16 protein-coding genes are annotated in these 18736 nt (G+C 73.3%); 4 read left to right on the top strand and 12 right to left on the bottom strand.

The features are described from left to right. Window positions 1–129: 129 nt before the first annotated feature. The 4 genes from Aru02nite_RS04815 to Aru02nite_RS04800 all read right to left on the bottom strand — a co-directional run bounded on the left by Aru02nite_RS04815 (window position 130) and on the right by Aru02nite_RS04800 (window position 2636). Window positions 130–732 (bottom strand): DNA-3-methyladenine glycosylase I, encoded by a 603-nt coding sequence (locus Aru02nite_RS04815; protein ID WP_203655198.1) that lies wholly within the window; start codon window positions 730–732, stop codon window positions 130–132. Between the two features lie 146 nt (window positions 733–878). Continuing rightward, window positions 879–1391, bottom strand: a complete 513-nt coding sequence (locus Aru02nite_RS04810; RefSeq protein WP_203655197.1) for a methylated-DNA--[protein]-cysteine S-methyltransferase — start codon at window positions 1389–1391, stop codon at window positions 879–881. A gap of 103 nt (window positions 1392–1494) precedes the next feature. Continuing rightward, window positions 1495–2043 carry a dihydrofolate reductase family protein gene (locus Aru02nite_RS04805; RefSeq protein WP_203655196.1) on the bottom strand — a complete coding sequence of 183 codons (549 nt, stop codon included), beginning with the start codon at window positions 2041–2043 and terminating at the stop codon, window positions 1495–1497. 116 nt (window positions 2044–2159) lie between these two features. After that, window positions 2160–2636: a hypothetical protein gene (locus Aru02nite_RS04800; RefSeq protein ID WP_203655195.1), complete on the bottom strand. Its 477-nt coding sequence runs from the start codon at window positions 2634–2636 to the stop codon at window positions 2160–2162. 395 nt (window positions 2637–3031) lie between these two features. Here Aru02nite_RS04800 and Aru02nite_RS04795 point away from each other — a divergent pair, with 395 nt between their 5' ends. After that, window positions 3032–3250, top strand: a complete 219-nt coding sequence (locus Aru02nite_RS04795) for a type 1 glutamine amidotransferase family protein (protein WP_203655194.1) — start codon at window positions 3032–3034, stop codon at window positions 3248–3250. A gap of 19 nt (window positions 3251–3269) precedes the next feature. Here the strand turns inward: Aru02nite_RS04795 and Aru02nite_RS04790 are convergent, their stop codons facing one another. The 4 genes from Aru02nite_RS04790 to pdxR form a co-directional block, all read right to left on the bottom strand. Beyond that, window positions 3270–4484 carry a hypothetical protein gene (locus Aru02nite_RS04790; RefSeq protein ID WP_203655192.1) on the bottom strand — a complete coding sequence of 405 codons (1215 nt, stop codon included), beginning with the start codon at window positions 4482–4484 and terminating at the stop codon, window positions 3270–3272. Further along, the gene (locus Aru02nite_RS04785; RefSeq protein WP_373324840.1) at window positions 4477–5058 is read right to left on the bottom strand and encodes an RNA polymerase sigma factor; all 582 of its coding nucleotides are present in this window, start codon (window positions 5056–5058) and stop codon (window positions 4477–4479) included. Before Aru02nite_RS04785 ends, Aru02nite_RS04790 begins: the two co-directional genes overlap by 8 nt. 123 nt (window positions 5059–5181) lie before the next feature. Further along, complete coding sequence (locus Aru02nite_RS04780) at window positions 5182–7083, bottom strand: S9 family peptidase (RefSeq protein ID WP_203655191.1); 1902 nt, start codon at window positions 7081–7083, stop codon at window positions 5182–5184. Window positions 7084–7193: 110 nt separating this feature from the next. After that, window positions 7194–8603: a MocR-like pyridoxine biosynthesis transcription factor PdxR gene (pdxR, locus tag Aru02nite_RS04775; RefSeq protein WP_203655190.1), complete on the bottom strand. Its 1410-nt coding sequence runs from the start codon at window positions 8601–8603 to the stop codon at window positions 7194–7196. A gap of 46 nt (window positions 8604–8649) precedes the next feature. Between pdxR and Aru02nite_RS04770 the strand changes: the two genes are divergently transcribed. Both Aru02nite_RS04770 and Aru02nite_RS04765 read left to right on the top strand, forming a co-directional pair. Continuing rightward, entirely contained in the window at window positions 8650–9810 is a 1161-nt protein-coding gene (locus Aru02nite_RS04770) for an MFS transporter (RefSeq protein WP_203655189.1), read from the top strand. A gap of 55 nt (window positions 9811–9865) precedes the next feature. Next, the gene (locus Aru02nite_RS04765; protein ID WP_203655188.1) at window positions 9866–10678 is read left to right on the top strand and encodes a HEAT repeat domain-containing protein; all 813 of its coding nucleotides are present in this window, start codon (window positions 9866–9868) and stop codon (window positions 10676–10678) included. A 63-nt stretch (window positions 10679–10741) separates the two neighbouring features. On the opposite strand, the gene Aru02nite_RS04760 is transcribed toward Aru02nite_RS04765, so the two are convergent. Further along, complete coding sequence (locus Aru02nite_RS04760) at window positions 10742–11719, bottom strand: DUF2804 domain-containing protein (protein WP_239076403.1); 978 nt, start codon at window positions 11717–11719, stop codon at window positions 10742–10744. 112 nt (window positions 11720–11831) lie between these two features. On the opposite strand from Aru02nite_RS04760, the gene Aru02nite_RS04755 reads away from it, so the two are divergent. Next, complete coding sequence (locus Aru02nite_RS04755) at window positions 11832–12221, top strand: hypothetical protein (RefSeq protein WP_203655374.1); 390 nt, start codon at window positions 11832–11834, stop codon at window positions 12219–12221. A 63-nt stretch (window positions 12222–12284) separates the two neighbouring features. Here Aru02nite_RS04755 and Aru02nite_RS04750 read toward each other — a convergent pair whose 3' ends face one another. The 3 genes from Aru02nite_RS04750 to Aru02nite_RS04740 all read right to left on the bottom strand — a co-directional run bounded on the left by Aru02nite_RS04750 (window position 12285) and on the right by Aru02nite_RS04740 (window position 18702). Next, window positions 12285–14744, bottom strand: a complete 2460-nt coding sequence (locus Aru02nite_RS04750; protein ID WP_203655186.1) for a penicillin acylase family protein — start codon at window positions 14742–14744, stop codon at window positions 12285–12287. A gap of 102 nt (window positions 14745–14846) precedes the next feature. Then, window positions 14847–15566: an SWIM zinc finger family protein gene (locus Aru02nite_RS04745; RefSeq protein WP_203655185.1), complete on the bottom strand. Its 720-nt coding sequence runs from the start codon at window positions 15564–15566 to the stop codon at window positions 14847–14849. After that, window positions 15559–18702 (bottom strand): DEAD/DEAH box helicase, encoded by a 3144-nt coding sequence (locus Aru02nite_RS04740; RefSeq protein ID WP_203655183.1) that lies wholly within the window; start codon window positions 18700–18702, stop codon window positions 15559–15561. Before Aru02nite_RS04740 ends, Aru02nite_RS04745 begins: the two co-directional genes overlap by 8 nt. Window positions 18703–18736: the final 34 nt, after the last annotated feature.

The following is an 18736-nucleotide window of genomic DNA, read 5'->3' as shown; positions in this document are numbered from 1 at the left end:
CGGCTGGCCCGATCTGCACCGGCGATCCTGGTGGCACACAGCCGATCCAGCCGTCAGAGCACTGTTCGTTCCGGTCCCGTCCGGCGCTTGAGGCCTGCGATCGTTCCATGATGACGGGAGTGCGTTGGTTCAGGTGGGCCAGATGCCGGAGCTGCCGCGGCGGTGCGACCCGAGCAGGTGCGTGTCGAGGATGCCGATCGCTTCCATGAGCGCGAACATCGTCGTCGGGCCGACGAACGAGAACCCGCGCCGGCGCAGTTCCCTCGACAGCGCAACCGATTCCGGCGATCTGGTGGGGATGTCGGCGAACACCCGTGGCGCGGGGGTCGTGTCGGGTTTGAAGGACCAGACGAGCGCGGACAGCCCGCCGTCGTCGCGCAGTTCGACGGTGGCCCGGGCGTTGCGGATCGTGGCCTCGATCTTCTGCCGGTTGCGGACGATCCCGGTGTCGGCGAGGAGCCGGTCGACGTCGCGCTCGTCGTACGCCGCGATCGTGTCGGGGTCGAAGTCGTCGAACGCGGCGCGGAACGCGGGGCGCTTGCGCAGGATCGTCGCCCAGGACAGCCCGGCCTGGAACCCTTCGAGCGTGACGCGCTCGTAGACGCCGCGCTCGTCGGTGACGGGCATGCCCCATTCCGTGTCGTAGTAGTCGCGCAGCAGCGGATCGACGGATGCCCATGCCGGGCGGGCGAGTCCGTCCTCGCCGATCACGACGCCGGGGTCGTCGACCATGCCGTTCCTCGTCCCTTTCCGTCGGCGTGCCGGGGCACGGCGTTGTCGCGTCCATCGGACAGCATGTCTTTCCACCAGCCGACCGAACGCCTTCCGGGTGTCGAGGGCACGGCACCCGGAAGACAGTAAGCCCTTTCTGGTACGTACTAGAAAAGGCGTCCGGCGCTCGCCTCGGCCGGCTCCTCCAGTTCCAGCAGCGCTCGCTTGCGCGTGAGCCCGCCGGCGTAGCCGGTGAGTTTCCCGTTCGCGCCGAGTACGCGGTGGCACGGGACGAAGATGCACAGCGGGTTCGCGCCGACGGCCTGACCCACCCGGTACGCGAGCGTACGGTCACCGAGCCGTTCGGCGATCCGTCCGTACGTGGTCGTGGTACCGAACGGGATCCCGGCGACGATGCTCCACACCGCGTGCTGGAAGGCGTCGCCGTCCGCGTCGAGCGGCAGCTCGAACTCGCGCCGCGTGCCGGCAAGGTACTCGTGCAGTTGCCGCACGGCATCGGCGAGCAGCTCGTCGGACTCGACACCGACCGCGCGGCCGAAGGTGTCCCGCGCCGGCCGCCGTACGTGGTGCCGGAAGTAGAGGCCGGTGATCGTGTCGTCCCGCGCGACGATCGTGACCGTGCCGAGCGTGGTGTCCGCCACCGTGTGCCGCGTGTCCATGGCTCGTCCCTTCTCCGTCTCGTCCTGTAGACGCTGGCCGGGCCGGAAACGTGAGACGGACGATGTGCCGGCGTCCACCCCATCGGCGGGCGCGGCACGCCGGCTACGAGCGCGGCACGTAGCGCATCGCCACGGCGCCCGACGCGTACTCCAGGCGGCTCACGAGGGTCAGGTCGAGCGGCTTCGACAGGCCCGCGAACAACGCCGGTCCGTGCCCGACCACCCTGGGCTGCACGACGAACTCGTACTCGTCGATCAGCCCCAGCTCCGCCAGCGCCTGGGGGAGCTGCACGCCTCCCACGAGCAGCCCGTCGCCCGGCTGCTCCTTGAGCTGCCGTACGGCATCGCCGAGATCGCCGCGGACGAGTTCCGCGTTCCAGTCGGGTTGCCGCAGCGTGCTCGACACCACGTACTTCCTCGCCGCGTCGATCGTCCGGGCGAACGGTTCCATCCAGTCGGGTCGCGCACCCGTTCCGGCCGGCGCTCGCCACGCCTGCTCCATCATCTCGTACGTCACCCGGCCGAAGAGGAGCGCGTCGGCCCGGTCGAGGTTCTCGGCCGCGTGCCGGTGCAGTTCCTCGTCCGGAACGATCGCGCGGTGGTCGCAGCACCCGTCCAGCGTGACGTTGATGGAGTACCGAAGGGGTCGCATGCGTGCTCCTGGAGGTGATGTCAGGACGTCCGGTTGTCGCGAGGTATGACCAGCGGGTACCCGCGAACTCATCGCGGCCCGGACCCGCCGGCATGTTCGGCCCGGATCGTCGAGATTCACCTCGGCCGGTCGGGTCGTCCGCCGCCGGTCAGGGTCTCCTGGATCTTCTCGCACACGACGACGAGGGACGCGCCGTCGATGGGCGCCGAGTACGACATGGTCGGGTCCGGGTAGATGGCGACGTCGATGCGCGCCGCCGCGGGGGAGAGCACGGAGAGCCCGGGCGAACTCCGCGCCAGGTTGACCTTCACGGTGGCTGGCGCGACGGTGGCGCCGCTACTGGGAAACGAGTGCTTCCGTACCGGCCGGCCGAGTCCGACCTTCCACAGCGCGACGGCGTTCCGGTCGACGCTGAGGACGAATCCGGCGACGCTCTGCATGCCCATCGTGGGGCGGCACAGGAACGCGAGGCCGTTCTGCCGCAGCTCGGCGAGAGCCCTGCGCTGGCTGCGGACCATGAGCCACCCGTACGACACCAGCGCGAGGATCACCAGCAGTACCAGCGCCAGGAGCAGGACCAGGAAGACCTTCATCGCCCGACCGTAACGTGGCGCGGGCGGGGACGCGAACCGGTGACCCGGGCGGGCGACGACGGTGTGCCGGTCGGCCTCTGTGCGCGGGCGCTTACCGGACACCGGCACTGCGCACCAGGGTAGACAGTGTCTACCCGTGGCGGTGGTGGGTGGTGGCGTGGTCAGAAACCGGCCCCGCGGGCACAGATGCCTGTGCGCCAAAGGGTCGCGCGCCGCGCACCTTCCCGGCGGTCCGGTCCTGGACTGGCTGTGCACTGTGGACACTGTCACGAGCCGGACGGCGTCGGTGTGCACCGGATCGCTGCTGCTCGCGGCGGCCAAGCTGCGCGGACGCCGGGCCACCACGCACTGGTTGCGGCACGACGATCTCGGCCCGCCCGACGCACGAGCGGGTGGTGTTCGACGGCAAGTACGCGACGGCGGCCGGGGTGCCGGCGGGGCTGGACATGGCGCTCGCGCTGGCCGGTCGGATCGCCGGGAACGGTGCCGCGCAAGCGATCCAGCTCGCCCACGAGTACGATCCGCGGCCGCCGTACCGGGCCGGGGCGCCCGCTCGGGCGCCCCGCGCCGGCACCGAGGTGATCCTCGCCCGCCGCGACGGCATCATCCACTGACCCGCGCACGCGCGCCGGGTCAGTCCGCCGCGGGCAGCGTGATCGAGTACGGCGTGTCTCCGGTGTCGCCGCGGCAGAACGACGAGGGCACGGGATACAGAGTCAGCGTGCCCGGGAGCGTCCGGTCGGCCGGCTGGTGCGGTGCGGTGCTGGTCACCGCGAGCGTCACGGTCCACGAGGTACCGGGCCCGATCGGATGCGTGTCGTCGGTGCACCACCACGCGCCGTCGGCCGCGGAGCACTGCCCGGCCGGGCTCGCGGACCGGACCGTCACCCCCGCGGGCAGGGCGACCTTGAGGTTCGCGTACCCGATGGGGTTCTGCGACGCGGCGGTGTTGGTGACCACGATCGTGAGGGTGCCGGCGTAGCCGCCGTCGGTGGGCGACATCGTGGCGCGTGCCGTCACCCGCACCACCGGCGGATCGGGTAGCGCGGCCGGGCCGCCGACCTGCGTGAACGCGCCGCCGGACCAGCGGTACCCGCGCCACTGCGAGATCGGGGAGAGCTCGCGGACCTGGGTCCAGCGCACCTCGACCGTACCGTCCGGGTCGGTGCGCAGGCCGTCCATCCTCGCCGTCGGCATCGGTACGAACGGGGTGCGGGCCACGGATCCGAGCGTCACGATCCGGCCGGCGTCGTCCCGGTCGAACGCGACCGCCTGGTAGTTGAGTTCCTGCGCGCCGCATGCGACCAGCGCGACCGTCTCGTCCGCCCCGTCCCCGTCGACGTCCGCGTACGCCGGCCCCGGCAGCACGACCCGGCCGTTGCCCGGGAGGTACACGTCGAAGCCGTCGCCGGTGCCCGTGCCGCCCCGGAACGTGTACGTGCCACCGGCGCAGACACCGCCGGACTGCCAGCCGGGGATGTCCAGGGTGGCGCCGGCGAGGTCCGTCGCGCCGATCCGCCCGTCCGGTACGTGTTTGCGCGCGCTGCGCCGGGGGCTCAGGGTGGGGCTGTGGCTGGTGGCGTCCGGGGACGGGCGGTGACTGGTGGCCGGCGGTACGCGGTGCGCGTGGTGGTCCGGCCGGATCGCCACCAGCGCCGCGCCACCGCCGGTGGCCAGCGCGAGGACGACCGCGGCCGCCACCACCGCCGTCCGGCGCCGCCGCCGGTACGCGAGGGTGCGCCGCGCCGCCGCGGCACCGGGCGCGACCATCGCCGGCAGCTCGTCGGCGCGGTACCGCTCGAAGGTGTCGCGCAGCAGCAGCTCGTCGTACTGGTCCCGGTCAGGCATCACGCACCTCCCCCTCGACGGCCTCGTCGCGCAGCAGCAGCGCCAGGGCCTTGCGGCTCCGGTGCAGCCACGACTTGACGGTGCCCTCGGCGACGCCCTCCTGCCGGGCGATGTCGGCGACGCTCAGATCGGCCAGGTAGTGCAGGACGACCGCGCGCCGCTGCTGTTCCGGCAACGTGGCCAGCGCGCCGGACAGCGCCACGTGATCCGGGCTCGGCTCGGGCACGTGCTCGTCCCGCTGCCGGCGCAGGAACGTGAACGCCGTACGCAGCCGGCGCCACCGGCTGATCGCCAGGTTCCACGCCACCCGGCGTACCCAGGCCACCGGATCGCCGCCCGCGACCAGCCGGTCCCGGCGGCTCAGCGCCCGGAGGAACGCCTCCTGCGCGATGTCCTGCGCCTCGGCCCGGTCCCCGAACGCCACGTAGATCTGGACGGCGACCGCCTGGTAGTGCGCCGCGTAGAACTCCTCGAACGTCTGCGCCACCCGCAACCCCGACCGTCCTGACGGGGACGGCGCGTTCCGGGGCCGCGTCCGCCCCTGCGTACCCGACGCCAGCGCCATCGCCACCATCCAGCATCCGTACTGCCATGTCGGGCTCTGACACGTCCGGGGTGGCGGCCAGGTTGCAGCCCGGCACCGGCTCGTCGCGTCGTGACACCGATCCGGTGGTACGCCCGCGGCACGGTGCGGCGGTCAGGGGCGGAGCCAGCGGTCGAACCAGGCCCGGGTACGCCGCAGCACGTCGAGCTGGTGCCGGCGTTCCCGGATCAGGTGGCCCTCCCGCGGGTAGCTCACGAACTCGTGCTCGACGCCGAAGTGGCGCAGCGCCCGGTGCAGGTACACGGCCTGGCCGAGCGGCACGTTGGTGTCCTCGACGCCGTGCAGGATGAGCACCGGCGTACGGATCCGGCTGGCGTACGAGATGGGGCTGACGGCGTCGTGCGGGTGCGGGCCGATGCCGGACCAGCCGATGCTGCCGCCGAGCGCGACCTCGAACTGGCCGTTCTCGCCGGTCGCGGCGAGCATTCCCCAGTCGGTGACGCCGGCGCCGACGAGCGCGGCGCGGAACCGGTCGGTCTGCCCGACGGCCCAGGCGGACAGGAACCCGCCGTGGCTCCACCCGGCGATACCGAGCCGGTCGGGGTCGGCGATGCCGTCGGCGACGAGCAGGTCGATGCCGGTCAGGATGTCGCTCCACTCCTCCCGACCGACCCGGCCGGCGACGCGGGCGGCGAACTCGTGGCCGTGGCCCTGGCCGCCGCGCGGGTTCGGCAGGAACACCGCGTACCCGGCGGTGGCGAGCCACTGCGCGCTGGGCGCCCAGACGAGCTGGAAACCGTCGGCGTAGCGGTCGTACGGGCCGCCGTGCGCGATGGTGACGAGCGGGAACGGGCCGTCCGACGCGTCCTTCCCGGCCGGCAGTACGAGAAGGCCGTCGAGGTCGAGGCCGTCGGCGGCACGGTACGTGAACGGTTGCTGCGTACCGAGAACGACGCCGTCGAGTTCCGGGCAGGTGTCGGTGACGCGCCGCAGCGGCCCGGCCGGCGGGCCGACGTGGACCTCCGCGGGCCGGTACCGGCCACCGGTCAGCGCCGCGACCATTGCCCCGGTACGCGTCGCCGTGAGGTCGTCGAACCGTCCCGGGTGCCGCGACAGCGTGGTGGGACCGCTGGGATCGAGGCGGGCCAGGATCGAGTCGAGGCCGTCGGCGAACGCCACCAGCGGGGCGCCGTCGGTCTGGTGCAGGTCGGTCGGGCACCAGGGCAGTCCGGCCGTCCGGTTGGCGAGGACCCCGGTGCCGAGCGCCAGGTCGAACACGGCGGTGCCGGCCTGGAGTACGGGTGGGGTGAGGGCGATGTGGCCGACGTGCCAGCCGTCCCCGTCGTACCACCAGGCCAGCGACCGGGCGTCGGCCCCGACCGGTCCGAGCTCCTCCGCGGTCCCGGTCGCCGGGTCGAACACGTGCAGCCGTCCGGTACGCGGGCCGTAGTCGCTGTCCGCGCTGGCCTGGGTGAGGACGGCGAGCGGGCCGCCGTCGGGGCGCTGGCGTACCTCCACGACGTGCCGGTCGCCGAACACGTCCGGGGTGTCGACCCGGCCGGTACGCAGGTCGAGCAGGCGCAACCGGGCGCGCGGTTCGCGTACGCCGGCGACGACGGCGTCGTCGCGGTCCCGGGTACGCCGCGCGTCCTGCTCGGTCGGTTCGTCCTCGGCGAGCAGCACGACCAGGTCGGCGTCGGCGAGCGGCAGGTGGTCGACGATGCCGGCGCGCCACGCGGTCACCGCCGCCACCGCCCCGTCGGCGAGCGCGTACCGGTGCAACTGGGCGGTACCGCGCTCGGCGTGGTCGGACAGGAAGTACAGCGTGCCGGAGTCGGGAGACCAGCGCGGCCGGGACTCCGTTGCGGTGTCGGCGGTCAGCCGGCGCGGCGCGGCGGTGCCCTCGACGTCGACGAGCCACAGTTCGGTGTCGTCGTGGTCGGTGGTCCGGCTGGCCGGCACGAGGACGTGGCAGAGCAGCCGCCCGTCCGGGGCGAGGGTCGGGGACTGCGGCGCGCGGCCGTCGACGACGTGCTCGGCGGTCAGACCTGTCATCCGCCCAGTCTTCCCGCGGCACCGGCCCGCCCCGCCACCGAATATCCGCGTCGCGACCTCCCCGGGTTACCCGCGGCGCGTCGTTGCGTCCGCGGTTCCCGCGCGAGGCGTCAGGGGGCGGTGAGCAGGTCGGCGACGGCGGCGATGCCGGCGGTCACGTCGTCCGACGACAGGTTGCCGAAGCCGAGTACGAGGCTTGGCGGTGTGGTCGCGTGGGACGAGCGGTGCGCGCTCATGCCGTACAGGCCGACCCGTCGGGTACGCGCGGCGGCGACGACGGCGGTCTCGTCGGCCGTGTCGGGCAGGTGCGCGACGGCGTGGAACCCGGCCGCGAGCCCGGTCAGCCGTACGCCGGGCGCGTGCGTGGCGAGCGCGTCCACCAGCACGTCGCGGCGGGCCGCGTACCGGGTGCGCATCCGCCGCAGGTGCCGGTCGTACCGGCCGGACTCGATCATCGTGGCGAGCGCGATCTGGTCCAGCGCCGGCGATCCCCGGTCGCTCAGGTACTTGTGCGTCATGATGCGGTCGGCGATCGCGGCAGGGCACAGCAGCCAGCCGAGCCGCAGCGCCGGTACGAGCGACTTGCTGACCGTGCCGATCGCCACGACGCGGTCGGGGGCGAGGCCCTGGAGCGCGCCGACCGGGTCGCGGTCGTACCGGAACTCGGCGTCGTAGTCGTCCTCGATGACCGTCCCACCGGTACGCGCGGCCCAGTCGAGCAGCGCCAGCCGGCGTTCGGGCGCGAGGACGACCCCAGTGGGGGACTGGTGCGCGGGGGTGACGATCACCGCGTCGGCACCGGTCGCGGCGAGCGCGTCCACGTCCACGCCCGTCTCGTCGACGGGCACCGGTACCGCGGTCAGCCCGGCCCGTGCCGCGGCGGAGGCGGCGGTCTCCGGCGACCCCGGATCCTCGTACGCCACGATGCGGGCACCGCCGTCGGCGAGCGCCCGGAGTACGAGGTCGAGGCCCTGCTGGTAGCCGGAGCAGACGACGATCCGGTCGGTCTCGGCCGCCGCCGCCCGGACCCGCCGCAGGTACCCGGCGAGCACCTCGCGCAGCCGCGGCGCGCCGCGCGGGTCGCCGTAGTCGAGCCCCGCGGTCGGCACCGCGCGGCCGGCCTCGCGCAGCGCCCACAGCCAGTCGGCCATCGGGAACGACCGCAGATCCGGTACGCCGGAACGGAAGTCGGCGATGAGCCGGGGCGCGGGTGCCGGCGTGGCCGGGGTGGCGGCGGGTTGGCGGCAGGCCCCGGCGGCGACGCGGGTGGCCGAGCCGACCCGGGTCACGAGGTACCCCTCGGCCTGGAGCTGCGCGTAGCAGTCCTGGACCAGGCCGCGGGACAGGCCGAGCGCGCCGGCCAGCTCGCGCGACGACGGGAGGCGCTCGCCGACGTCCAGCCGACCGGACCGGATCGCCTCGCGTACCTGCCGTTCGAGCTGGGCGCGCAGCGGCTCGGCACCGGTCCGGTCCACGCTCAGCAGTACCTCGGGCGACAAACCGGTCCACTCCAGCGGCATGGAATTGGAGCTTACCGGTGATCCGATCGGTTCCTAGGTTCGACGCATGACCACTGCCTGCGTCACCCCGGCCCGCCCGGCCCTGCTGTCCCGGGCCCTGCTGCTGCGGTGCGTGTCCATCGTCGGCTCCTCGCTCAGCTTCTACCTGCTGCTGTCCGTCGCCCCGCTGTACGCGACCGCCACGCACGCCGGTGACGGTGCGGCCGGCATCGCCACCGGCGCGCTCATGGTCGCCACCGTCGCCGGCGAACTGGCCTGCCCGCGCCTCGTCGCGCGCCACGGGTACCGGCGGGTGCTCGTCGCCGGGCTCGTCCTGCTCGGCGCCCCCGCCCTGGTACTGACCGTCGCGCACTCGATGGCGTGGATCGTGGCGGTCTGCCTGGTCCGTGGCCTGGGGTACGCGGTGACCGTGGTCGCCGGCGGCGCCCTCACCGCCGAACTCGTCCCGGCCGAACGTCGCGGCGAGGGGCTCGCCCTGGTCGGTGTGGTGTCCGCGGCGCCGTCGCTGGCCGCGCTGCCGCTGGGTGTCTGGCTCGCCGGCCACGTCGGCTACACCGTCGTCGCGGTCGCGGCGGGCGTCGCCGCGCTGGCCTCCATCGCCGCGATACCGGGACTGCCCGACCGGCGGCCCGCGGCGGCGAAGGCGACCGGAATCGTCGCCGGCCTGCGTACGGGCGCGCTGGCCCGGCCCGCCGTCGTGTTCGCGGCGACCGCGTCGGCGGCCGGCGTGCTCGTCACGTTCCTGCCCCTCGCGGCACCGCGCGGCGCCACCGGCACGGTCGCCCTGGCGCTGCTGGTACAGCCGGCGGCGGCGACGGTCGCGCGGTGGCTCGCCGGTCGGTACGGCGACCGGTACGGTGCGGGGCGGCTGGTCCTGCCCGGCCTGCTCGCCTCCGCCGCCGGCATCCTGCTCACCGCGCTGCTCGGCAGCCCGCTCGCGCTCGTCGCCGGCGTGACCCTGTTCGGCCTCGGCTTCGGCGTCGCCCAGAACGCCACCCTCACCCTCATGTACTCCCGCGTCCCCACCTCCGGGTACGGCACCGTCAGCGCCCTGTGGAACGTCGCGTACGACGCCGGGATGGGGGCCGGCGCGCTCGGGTTCGGCGCCGTCGTCGGCACCGTCGGGTACGCGCCGGGCTTCGCCCTCACCGGTGTCCTGATGCTCGTCGCCCTCGCCCCGGCCCTCCGCGACCGCCGCGCACGGTGACCCCGGGCCGCCGTACCGCCGCGTCGACCGCACCGGCCGGCGGTACGTTGGCCCGGTGAATCCCGCTGATCTGGGCTCGCTCCGCGACGGTGACCTCGACTCCCGGACCGAGCGCCTGTCCCGCCTCCTCGACCGCGCCGGTACGCACGGCGACGAGTCCGCGGCCGACACCCTGCGCGCGCTCGTCCGTGACTATCCCGCGTACCACCGGACGTTGTTCTGCCGGGCGATGAACCGGGCGGCGGTGTTCGGCGACGACAGCCTCGAAGTACCGCTGCGGGCCGCCCTGACCGACACCCGGTACAACTGCCAGGCGTGGGCGGCGATGGGCTGCACCGCCCTCGGCATCCGCGCGGCGGTACCGGATCTGCTGCCGCTGCTGGAACACGAGCAGTGGATGGCGCGCGAGCAGGCGGTCATCGGGCTCGGCGAACTGGGCGACGAATCGGTCGTCCCGGCGCTGATCCCGCTGCTGCACGACCCCGCCGACTGGATGCGCAACCGTACGGCGGAGGCGCTGGCCATGGTCGGTGGCGACGCGGCGCTGGCCGCGCTGTGGGCGGAGCTGGAGCACCGCCGGTACCAGCGGATCGGTCACGTCGCGAGCGCGCTCGCGCGGTTCCCACCGGACGTGGTGATCCCGCGGCTGACCGCGATGGCCGGAAGCGACGACCCCGACCGGCGGTACTGGGCGGCCGTGGCGCTCGGCTCGACCGGCGACGACCGGGCCGTACCGACGCTCGAACGGTTGCAGGCCACGGACCGCGGCCGGACCGTGTTCGACGGTGAGGTCCGCGCCGCCGCGAAGAAAGCGCTGCGTACGCTCCGGCGGATCCAGGCCGCGATCGCCGCCCGCGCCGGGTCGTGACGCCCGGCGTCCCGGACCGGTCGGTCGCGCGACGCGCCATGGATGTCCACTGTGGACGGTGCGTCACCAGCGCTGGTGGGCTTCCTCGGCCCAGCCGGTCAGGTCGGTGAGGGCCACGCGGGTGCCGTCGTCGGTCGAGGCCCACCCCTCGAAGTGGCCGAAACACTGGTGCGTGGACGAGGCGACCACACCCAGGTTGGTACCGGACGCCTTCACGTGGAACGGCGTGAAGCGTACGTCGACGCGGTCGCCGTGGATCCGCCACGGCGCCGACCAGTCGCCCCGGTCGTACTCCCAGGCCAGGTCCTGGCCGATCTTGTGCAGGCGGCCGTCGACGAACAGCGCGTTCTCGGTACTGCCGGTGCCGTCGGTCCACCGTCCGCCGAGTTGCAGGGCCCGGCCGGGCGCGCAGCCGGCCGCCCAGTTCCACGTGATCCGGTACGGCCAGCGGCCCCGGCCGTGGTCCAGCACCGCGAACGAGTCGGCCGCGTCGACCCGGTGCTCGGTGTCGCCGATCCGCAGCGTCCCGTGCACCGGCCGCCCCAGATCCTTGACCGTGTACTGGAACCGCCGCCCGCTCCACGGCACCACCACACCGAGCGACTCGTGACCGGCCGGCATCGGCACCGTCAGATCGACGGCGACACCGGGCATCCGGGCGGTCAGCGTCGCGCCGGTGGCGTCCTGGTCGATCCGGACCGTCAGCGCGCCGGCCCGACCGACCGCCGTGCCGACGCCGCAGCGGTCCGGCAGCGCGACCCCGCGGGCGAACGGCACCACCGCCTGCTTCCCGTACTCCCGGCCCGTGTCCCGGTCGAGGATCCACACCTCGTGCAGCGCGGCGTAGTCGAGCGACGAGACCGTCAGCGCGGCCAGGTGCCGCGGCGTCACGACCCCCCAGTACTCCCAGCGTTTCGTCCGGCCCCAGCCGCGCAGGTTGGCGCGGTGCAACGGGGTGCGGGTCCAGCCGACGGCGGCCGGGTTCAGCCGGCCACGACCGGTGCACAACGCGACAGGTTCGGTGATCTCCCGTTCCGGCACACCCACACCGTACCCGGGCAGGTGTACTTCCACTGTGGACAGCCGCGGGAGCGGTCCCGTTCCCCCGCGGTACGGTCCAGCTGCCGGGTACGCCGTCGGGTTGGGAGCGCTGATGGACACGATCAGGTCGGTACTGCGGGCGCTGGTGCCACGCTCCGGAACCGGCATCAAGCTGGCCCTCGTCACCCTCGGCATCGTGGGGTCGCTGGCCATCCTCGCGCCCACGCTGTCGTACCGGCCGGACCGCGGGTACGTCCCCACGTGTGACGACGCCCCGATGGAGCCCGACGAGATCTGCACGACCCTCAGCTCGTCGGGCACCCGCACCGACACCTACTACGAGCTCGTCGCCGCCCACGAGCGGCAGGCCCGGTTCGAACACCGGGTGCAGGTCGTCCTGTTCGCCGCGGGCATCCCGGTCGCGGTCCTGTTCGGCGCGTGCACCGTGTTGGCCGAACGGCACGACCGCCGACCCCGGAACCCCCGCCGACCCGCTCGGTGACTCGTACCCGGATCCCTTCCGTACCAAGGGAATCGTGTGGGTGCGTGTCCCCGCCCGCACCGCTCAGTCGAGGACCTTGGTCTCCAGTACGGGGGAGGCGGCGATCTGGTCCTCGGTGTACCGGTCGGTCACCCACTTCCCGGCGGAGAACAGCGTCGTCTGGTCGGCGTAGTGCGGTGACGTCGGGTCGGCGGACTGGGAGTACGTGAGCAGCGTGGACGACTGCGGCGGCCCGTCGGCGCCGAACCGTACCTCCTGGATGAAGCTGGATCCCCAGACGACGTCCGGGTTTCCCTGCGCGTCCGCGGCCGGGTCGATGACGTTGAGGACGCCGAGGCTGCCCAGCGAGCCGTGGATCGGGATGCGCTCGCCGTTGCGGGTGACGGTCTGGACGTCCGACACCGTTGCGTCTAGCGGGATTCCGGCCTTGCGGAGGGCGGCGACCGCGTTGCCGAACGCCAGCTTCACGTCGAGCCGGTCGGTGTCCAGCGTGTTCGGTGTGGTCAGCGGTTCCTTGGGATCGAACCCCACCTTCCACGGCGCGGTCTCGACACCCGCCACCCCGACATCCGGTACGGGCAGGCTGTTCCAGAAGTTCTCGAACAGCCACGCGCCGCGGCTGTGCAGCGTGAAGGTACCGTCCCAGGCGGCGAGCACCGGGCAGGCGTCGTGCACGTCGACCAGACCCCCGTTGGACGGGGCGAGCCCGCCGACGAAGCCCTTGCACATCCGTACGGTCGCCGCGCGGGCCAGGTCCGCCGTACGGCTGCGGTCGGCGAACAGCGACTCGCGCATCGTCTCGGGCGTGAATCCCTTGCCCGGCAAGCCGTCCGTACCGTCGATGCGGTGCTGCGCGGTGAGGATCAGCTGCTGGGTGCGGGTCGTGCGGGTGCTGTCCGTGTCGCCCATGACCCGCGGGTACGACAGGGGTTCGGCCGGGTTGGCCAGCCACGGGCTGTCGTTGGCATTGCCGACGAAGTCGGTCCGGATCAACCGCGGCTGCACCTTCGGGTCGAGCAGGCCGGGCGCCACCGCGTTCGGATCGTCCGGCCAGTCGCAGGCGCTGCGCTTGCCGTCCAGGATGGAAACCGGTGGTACGCCTGGCATCCGCAGCCCGTAGAACGTCGCCCGGCCGGTCAGCGTCAGGCAGGACTCGGCGTGCGCGTCGGTGATGTTCGGCGCCGCCTGGATGTCGGCGTAGAGGGCGTGGCCCTTGCGGTCCGTGGCGAGCGTGTTGAAGAACGGGCTGCCCTGCGTACTTTCCAGGGTGTGTACGACGTCGTCGGTGTCCTTCGCCCGGTCCAGCCCGAACCACGTGTTCACCGCGCGCAGGTTGTCCATGTTCGCGTCGCGTACCGCGTGCGCGCTGACGACCCAGGGCAGCGGCACGCCGGCGAGCGACGTGGTGACCGGCCCGTACCGGGTGGACCAGAGGGTTCTGGTGACGGTGCCCGTCGAGCCGTCGGCGTTGCGGACCTCGACGCTGACCCGCTGCGAGGTCATGTCCCGCCACGTCCCGTCCACCAGGTATCTGGTGGGGTGCAACGGATCCACCTGCAGGTCGAACAGCCCGAACGGGGCCACCGTGGCGACCGTGTGGCTCCACGCCACGTCGTCGTTGTGCCCGATGTTGACCACCGGGAACCCGAGCAGGCTCGCCCCGGCGACGTTGAACTTCCCCGGGATGGTCAGCTGCGTCTCCCACATCCGGTTCTTGCCCTGCCAGGGGAAGTGGGGGTTGCCGAGCAGCATGCTGCCGCCGCCGGAGACACCGTCCGCGCCGACGGCCAGCGCGTTGCTGCCGATGCCGTTCTGGTGGCCCTTTGCCATGGCCTGCACGATCTTCCGGCCCGTGTCGGCGGCCGGCCGTGCCTTCGGCGAATCCGCCGGTACGGCCGCGGGTGCCGCGCCGACCTCCCCGTCCAGCAGGTACTGCGAGGTGCCCATGATGACCTCGGCGTGCACGTGCCGGTACACGTCGAGGTCGGTGATCGGCTGCACCCACGCGGCGCCGCGGCAGGCCGGGTCGGTGATGTTGCCGACCCCGGTCTCCGCCAGGTACCGGTTGTATCCCTCGACGTAGCCGTGGATCGCCTGCCGTACCTCGGGTTCGGGGCCGTCGGGAGCGGGCTTGGCGACGAGCTTCTCGACGACGTGGTCGTCGTTCATGCGCTGGAAGTACAGGTCGCTGTTGAGGTTGGTGGTGCCACCCGAGGTGCCGGTGTCCGCGTGCCCGTCCGGCCCCAGGTACTTCGAGCGCCGCGCTTCGACCATCAGGTACGTGCTGGCCAGGGTGCAGATGTTGTCCTTGGCCGCCGCGTACCCGTAGCCCTCGCCGAGGCCCTCGAAGGTCGACGCGATGATGTGCGGGATGCCGTACTCGGTGTACCGGATCGTGGGTTTGTCCGGCCCCTGCGCGGTGTCCGGCCGCGCCGTCGCCGCCGTCGTCAGCGTCGCGGTCGCGACGACGACCGCCACCGCGGCCGCCAGTACCTGCCTCCGCGGCCTGTGTCTGCGCGCCATCGAGTCGTGCCTCCCCACCGTCCACGTACCGCCCGTACGGCGGCGCCACACGCTAGCGGTGGGCGATGAAATCCCCTTGAAATCGGGGAAGTACCCGGGGCGCTACCAGGACGTGAGGTCGTCGTACAGCGGGCGCAGCAGGTCGGCGAGGTTGCGGCGGCCGATGACGATGCCCGGGGTGGCCAGGTGGCGGATGGCCGGATCGGGGTCCTGCGGCGGGTGCTCGTCGGGCCAGGCGAGCTGCCCGGGATCCTCGCCCAGCCAGTACGTGCGCGGCGAACTCGTGAGCGGTGCCGCGGTCGCGTCCGGTGCCGGCGCGGCGGCCGGTGGCCGGGCGGCGGTCAGCTTCGTCAGGCGGGCACGGAGCCGTTCGGGGCTGCGGCCGCGCCACAGCATCATCCGGAACGGGTCGTCGTCGAACGACTCCGCCAGCGCGCGCAGGGTCGCGGCGAGGTGCCGGCAGGGCACCGACCACTGTGGACAGGAGCACTCCATCGCCAGCTCGGTACGGTCCGGCAACAGCGTCACGCCGACCGTGGCGAGCCGGTCCTCGACCGTGGCCGGCACCGTACCGCCGAGCAGGTGTGCCGCGACGGTGCCGCCGGCGGCCAGCGCGTCCTCGATGCGCGCCCACTGGATCGGCGTGAACACCGGGATCTCCACCCACACCTCGTACGGCCGGGCGTGCGAGCCGCGCACCCGGGCGCTCGCCGAGCCGGCGGACAGGTCGACCGCGGACACCCGGTCCCGCGGGTACGGCTCATCGTCGGCGAGGCCCACGCGGGCGAGGAACCGGCCGGACCAGTACCCGTCGCTACCCACCGATCGCCTCCGCGGACAGCGTGACCAGCTCGTGCAGCGCGTCGGTGGACAGCTCGGTCAGCCAGCCGTCGTCGCTGCCGACCGAGGTACGGGCCAGCGCCCGCTTGCCCTCGATCAGCGCGTCGATGCGTTCCTCGACGGTACCGACGCAGACCAGTTTGCGGATCTGGACATCCCGCCGCTGCCCGATCCGGAACGCGCGGTCGCTCGCCTGCTCCTCGACCGCGGGATTCCACCAGCGGTCCACGTGGATCACGTGGTTGGCGGCGGTGAGGTTCAGCCCGGTGCCGCCCGCCTTGACGGACAACACGAGTACGGCGGGGCCGTCGGGTTGCTGGAACCGTTCGACGAGGTGGTCGCGGCGGCGTTGCGGAACACCGCCGTGCAGGTACAGCACGTCCTGCGGCAGCCGGTGCCGCAGGTGCCGTTGCAGCATCGCCCCGAACTGCGCGTACTGCGTGAACACCAGCGCCCGCTCCCCGTTCGCGACGACGGTCTCCAGGATGTCCTCCAACCGCGCCAGCTTGCCGGAACGCCCCGGGAACGCGGAACCGTCCTGGAGGAAGTGCGCCGGATGGTTGCAGATCTGCTTGAGCCGGGTGAGCGTCGACAGGACCACGCCGCGACGCCGGATTCCCTTGGCCCCCTTCATTCTCGCGAGCATGTCGTTCACCACCGCCTGGTACAGGGTGGCCTGCTCGGCGGTGAGGTTGCACAGCACCGTCAGCTCGACCTTGTCGGGCAACTCGGCGGCCACGGCCGGGTCGGTCTTCAGCCGGCGCAGGACGAACGGCCGGATCCGTGCCCGGAACGCCGCGGTGGCCCGCTCGTTGCCCTGCTCGATCGGGATCGCGTACCGTTCCCGGAACGCGGCCCGGGAACCGAACAGCCCCGGGTTGGCGAAGTCGAGGATGGCGTGCAGCTCGGTGAGCCGGTTCTCCACCGGCGTACCGGTCAGCGCGACCCGGTGGCGCGCCGGCAGGCTGCGGATCGCGGCCGACTGCCGTGTCCCGCTGTTCTTGATGTACTGGGCCTCGTCGACGACGACCCGCCGCCACCCGATCTCCCGCAACTGCGCCACATCGCGGTGCGCCACCCCGTACGTGGTCACCACCAGGTCGCAGCCCCGGACCGCGTCGGCCAGCGCGCGTCCACCCAACCGCTGCGCACCATGGTGTACGTGCACGGTCAGGTCGGGGGCGAACCGTGCGGCCTCCCGCTGCCAGTTGCCCACCACGGACATCGGGCAGATCAGCAGCGTCGGCTCGGCGTCGGCGGGCTCGTCCCGCTCGGCCTTTTCCGCCGCCAGCAGCGCGAGGACCTGCACGGTCTTGCCGAGCCCCATGTCGTCGGCCAGCACCGCGCCGACCCCCAGCCGCGACATCGACCCCAACCACGCCAACCCGCGCCGCTGGTACGGTCGCAGCTCGGCGCGAAACCCTTGCGGCGCAACGGTTTCCCGATCGCTGTCCGGTGTGGACAGTACGGTGGCGAGGGTGCCGTCGGTGGCGATGCCGGTCACCGGCAGCCCGGCCACCTCGGCGTCCGGGTCGACGGCCAGGCGCAGCACCTCGGCACTCGACATGGTCCCGCCGTCGGCCCGGGCCAGGAACGCCGCCGCCGCGGCGATCTGCTCCGGATCGGCCGCCAGCCACCGGCCGTGCACCCGTACCAACGGTTCCTTGGCCGACGCGAGCATCCGCAACTCGTCGCCGGAGAGCGGCACCCCGTCGATCGCCGCCCGCCACTGGAACGCCACGAGCGCGTCGCGGTCCACCAACCGGTGCCGCCGGGCATCCCGCCCCGACACCGTACTGGTGTGGAGCGCCAGCCCGAAGCGGTGCGGCCGCCGCCACCACGCGGGCAGCAGTACGCCGTAGCCGGCGGTGGACAGCTGCGGCGCCACGTCGCGCAGGAACTCGTGCGCCCCGGCGCGGTCCAGCACCACCTCACCCGGCATGTACGTGCGCACCACGTCGCGCAGGCGCGGAAAGTACTGGGCGGCCCGGTCGAGTTCGGCGAGCAGGACGTCGGCGGGCCGGTGCGCGCTGCGGCGCAGCGCCTCGCGGGACGGGCCGTCCGACCAGACGTCGGCCGCGCGTACCAGAAGGGAGGGCTCGTCGACGGGCTGCACCAGGAACTCCAGCCGCCACCGGTCCTCGACCGACGAACCGGACGGGTCGTCGTCGTCCTCCGGGCCGATCGGCTCTACCAGCCGGAAGCACAACCGCAACGGTCCGGTACGCGGCTCGCCGGACCGGCGCCACCCGTCGAGCGCATCCGCCAGCGCCACGATCCCGTCCGGGTCGGCATCCCCGATGCGGCCGTCCGGCGCGGTCAGCGCCCGCAACCACGCCGCGGCGGCCGTGTCCGGCGCGGATCCCAGCAGCGGCGCGCGATCCCGTGCCGCGGCCCGTACCTCGCGGTCGACCAGACAGTCCAGCAGGTCCGCCACCAGGTCCGCCGCGGCGCGCCCGGCCGGCTCGTGCGGCGTCCACTCGGCCCGGCAGACCGGCGGGCAGCACGCGGTCAGCCGGCGGATCTCCGCCCACGCCGTCGCGTCGGACACCGGCACCCAGCGGGCCTCCGGCGCACCACCGCCGGTCCGTACCGTCGGGAGGACGCGGCCGCGGCCCACCAGGCGCCAGGCCAGATCGTGCACCAGGATCAGCCAGAGCAGCGAGGTACCGCACGGCAGCTCCACGGGGGTGCCCGCCGGCGACTCGGTCGGCAGTACGGCGGAGGCCGGCTCGGACAGCTCGCCCAGCAACTGCGCCGCCTCGGCGGGATCGAACAGCAACGCGGGCACCGTGAACCGGACCAGGTCGCGCTGCGGCGGCCCCGCCCCCGGCGCCCGCATCCCCAACGTACTGAGATCCGGCGACGGTACCGGCGCACCGCCCTGCACCGGCATCCGCAGGACGACGCGGCCGTGCCGGGCCCGCGCGGCGAGCCATTCGAGCGACGGGCCGACCGCCGACAGCAACTCCGCCAGTACCGGCGCGGGACACGCGTACGGGTGCGGCGCGGGGCCGCCGGGATCGGTCAGCCGGGCCGGTTCGCCCAGAAGTCGGGCGTCCTCCGCCCACAGCGCCAGACGGTGGTCGGACGTCCACAGGCCGTGCAGCGCGAGCACCCGCGTTCCCTTCTGGCGAGGAGCCTCCAATCCT

It is taken from the genome of Actinocatenispora rupis, assembly GCF_016861975.1.
Lineage (GTDB): Bacteria > Actinomycetota > Actinomycetes > Mycobacteriales > Micromonosporaceae > Actinocatenispora > Actinocatenispora rupis.
Note: the sequence above shows the minus strand (reverse complement) of the source record. Positions and strands in the feature narration are given on the sequence as shown.

Bases quoted from the DNA above. Each gene is read 5' to 3' on its own strand.
- Aru02nite_RS04815 (WP_203655198.1), bottom strand. From the start codon at position 732: ATGGTCGACGACCCCGGCGTCGTGATCGGCGAGGACGGACTCGCCCGC.
- Aru02nite_RS04810 (WP_203655197.1), bottom strand. From the start codon at position 1,391: ATGGACACGCGGCACACGGTGGCGGACACCACGCTCGGCACGGTCACG.
- Aru02nite_RS04805 (WP_203655196.1), bottom strand. From the start codon at position 2,043: ATGCGACCCCTTCGGTACTCCATCAACGTCACGCTGGACGGGTGCTGC.
- Aru02nite_RS04800 (WP_203655195.1), bottom strand. From the start codon at position 2,636: ATGAAGGTCTTCCTGGTCCTGCTCCTGGCGCTGGTACTGCTGGTGATC.
- Aru02nite_RS04790 (WP_203655192.1), bottom strand. From the start codon at position 4,484: ATGCCTGACCGGGACCAGTACGACGAGCTGCTGCTGCGCGACACCTTC.
- Aru02nite_RS04785 (WP_373324840.1), bottom strand. From the start codon at position 5,058: ATGGTGGCGATGGCGCTGGCGTCGGGTACGCAGGGGCGGACGCGGCCC.
- Aru02nite_RS04780 (WP_203655191.1), bottom strand. From the start codon at position 7,083: ATGACAGGTCTGACCGCCGAGCACGTCGTCGACGGCCGCGCGCCGCAG.
- pdxR (WP_203655190.1), bottom strand. From the start codon at position 8,603: ATGCCGCTGGAGTGGACCGGTTTGTCGCCCGAGGTACTGCTGAGCGTG.
- Aru02nite_RS04770 (WP_203655189.1), top strand. From the start codon at position 8,650: ATGACCACTGCCTGCGTCACCCCGGCCCGCCCGGCCCTGCTGTCCCGG.
- Aru02nite_RS04755 (WP_203655374.1), top strand. From the start codon at position 11,832: ATGGACACGATCAGGTCGGTACTGCGGGCGCTGGTGCCACGCTCCGGA.
- Aru02nite_RS04750 (WP_203655186.1), bottom strand. From the start codon at position 14,744: ATGGCGCGCAGACACAGGCCGCGGAGGCAGGTACTGGCGGCCGCGGTG.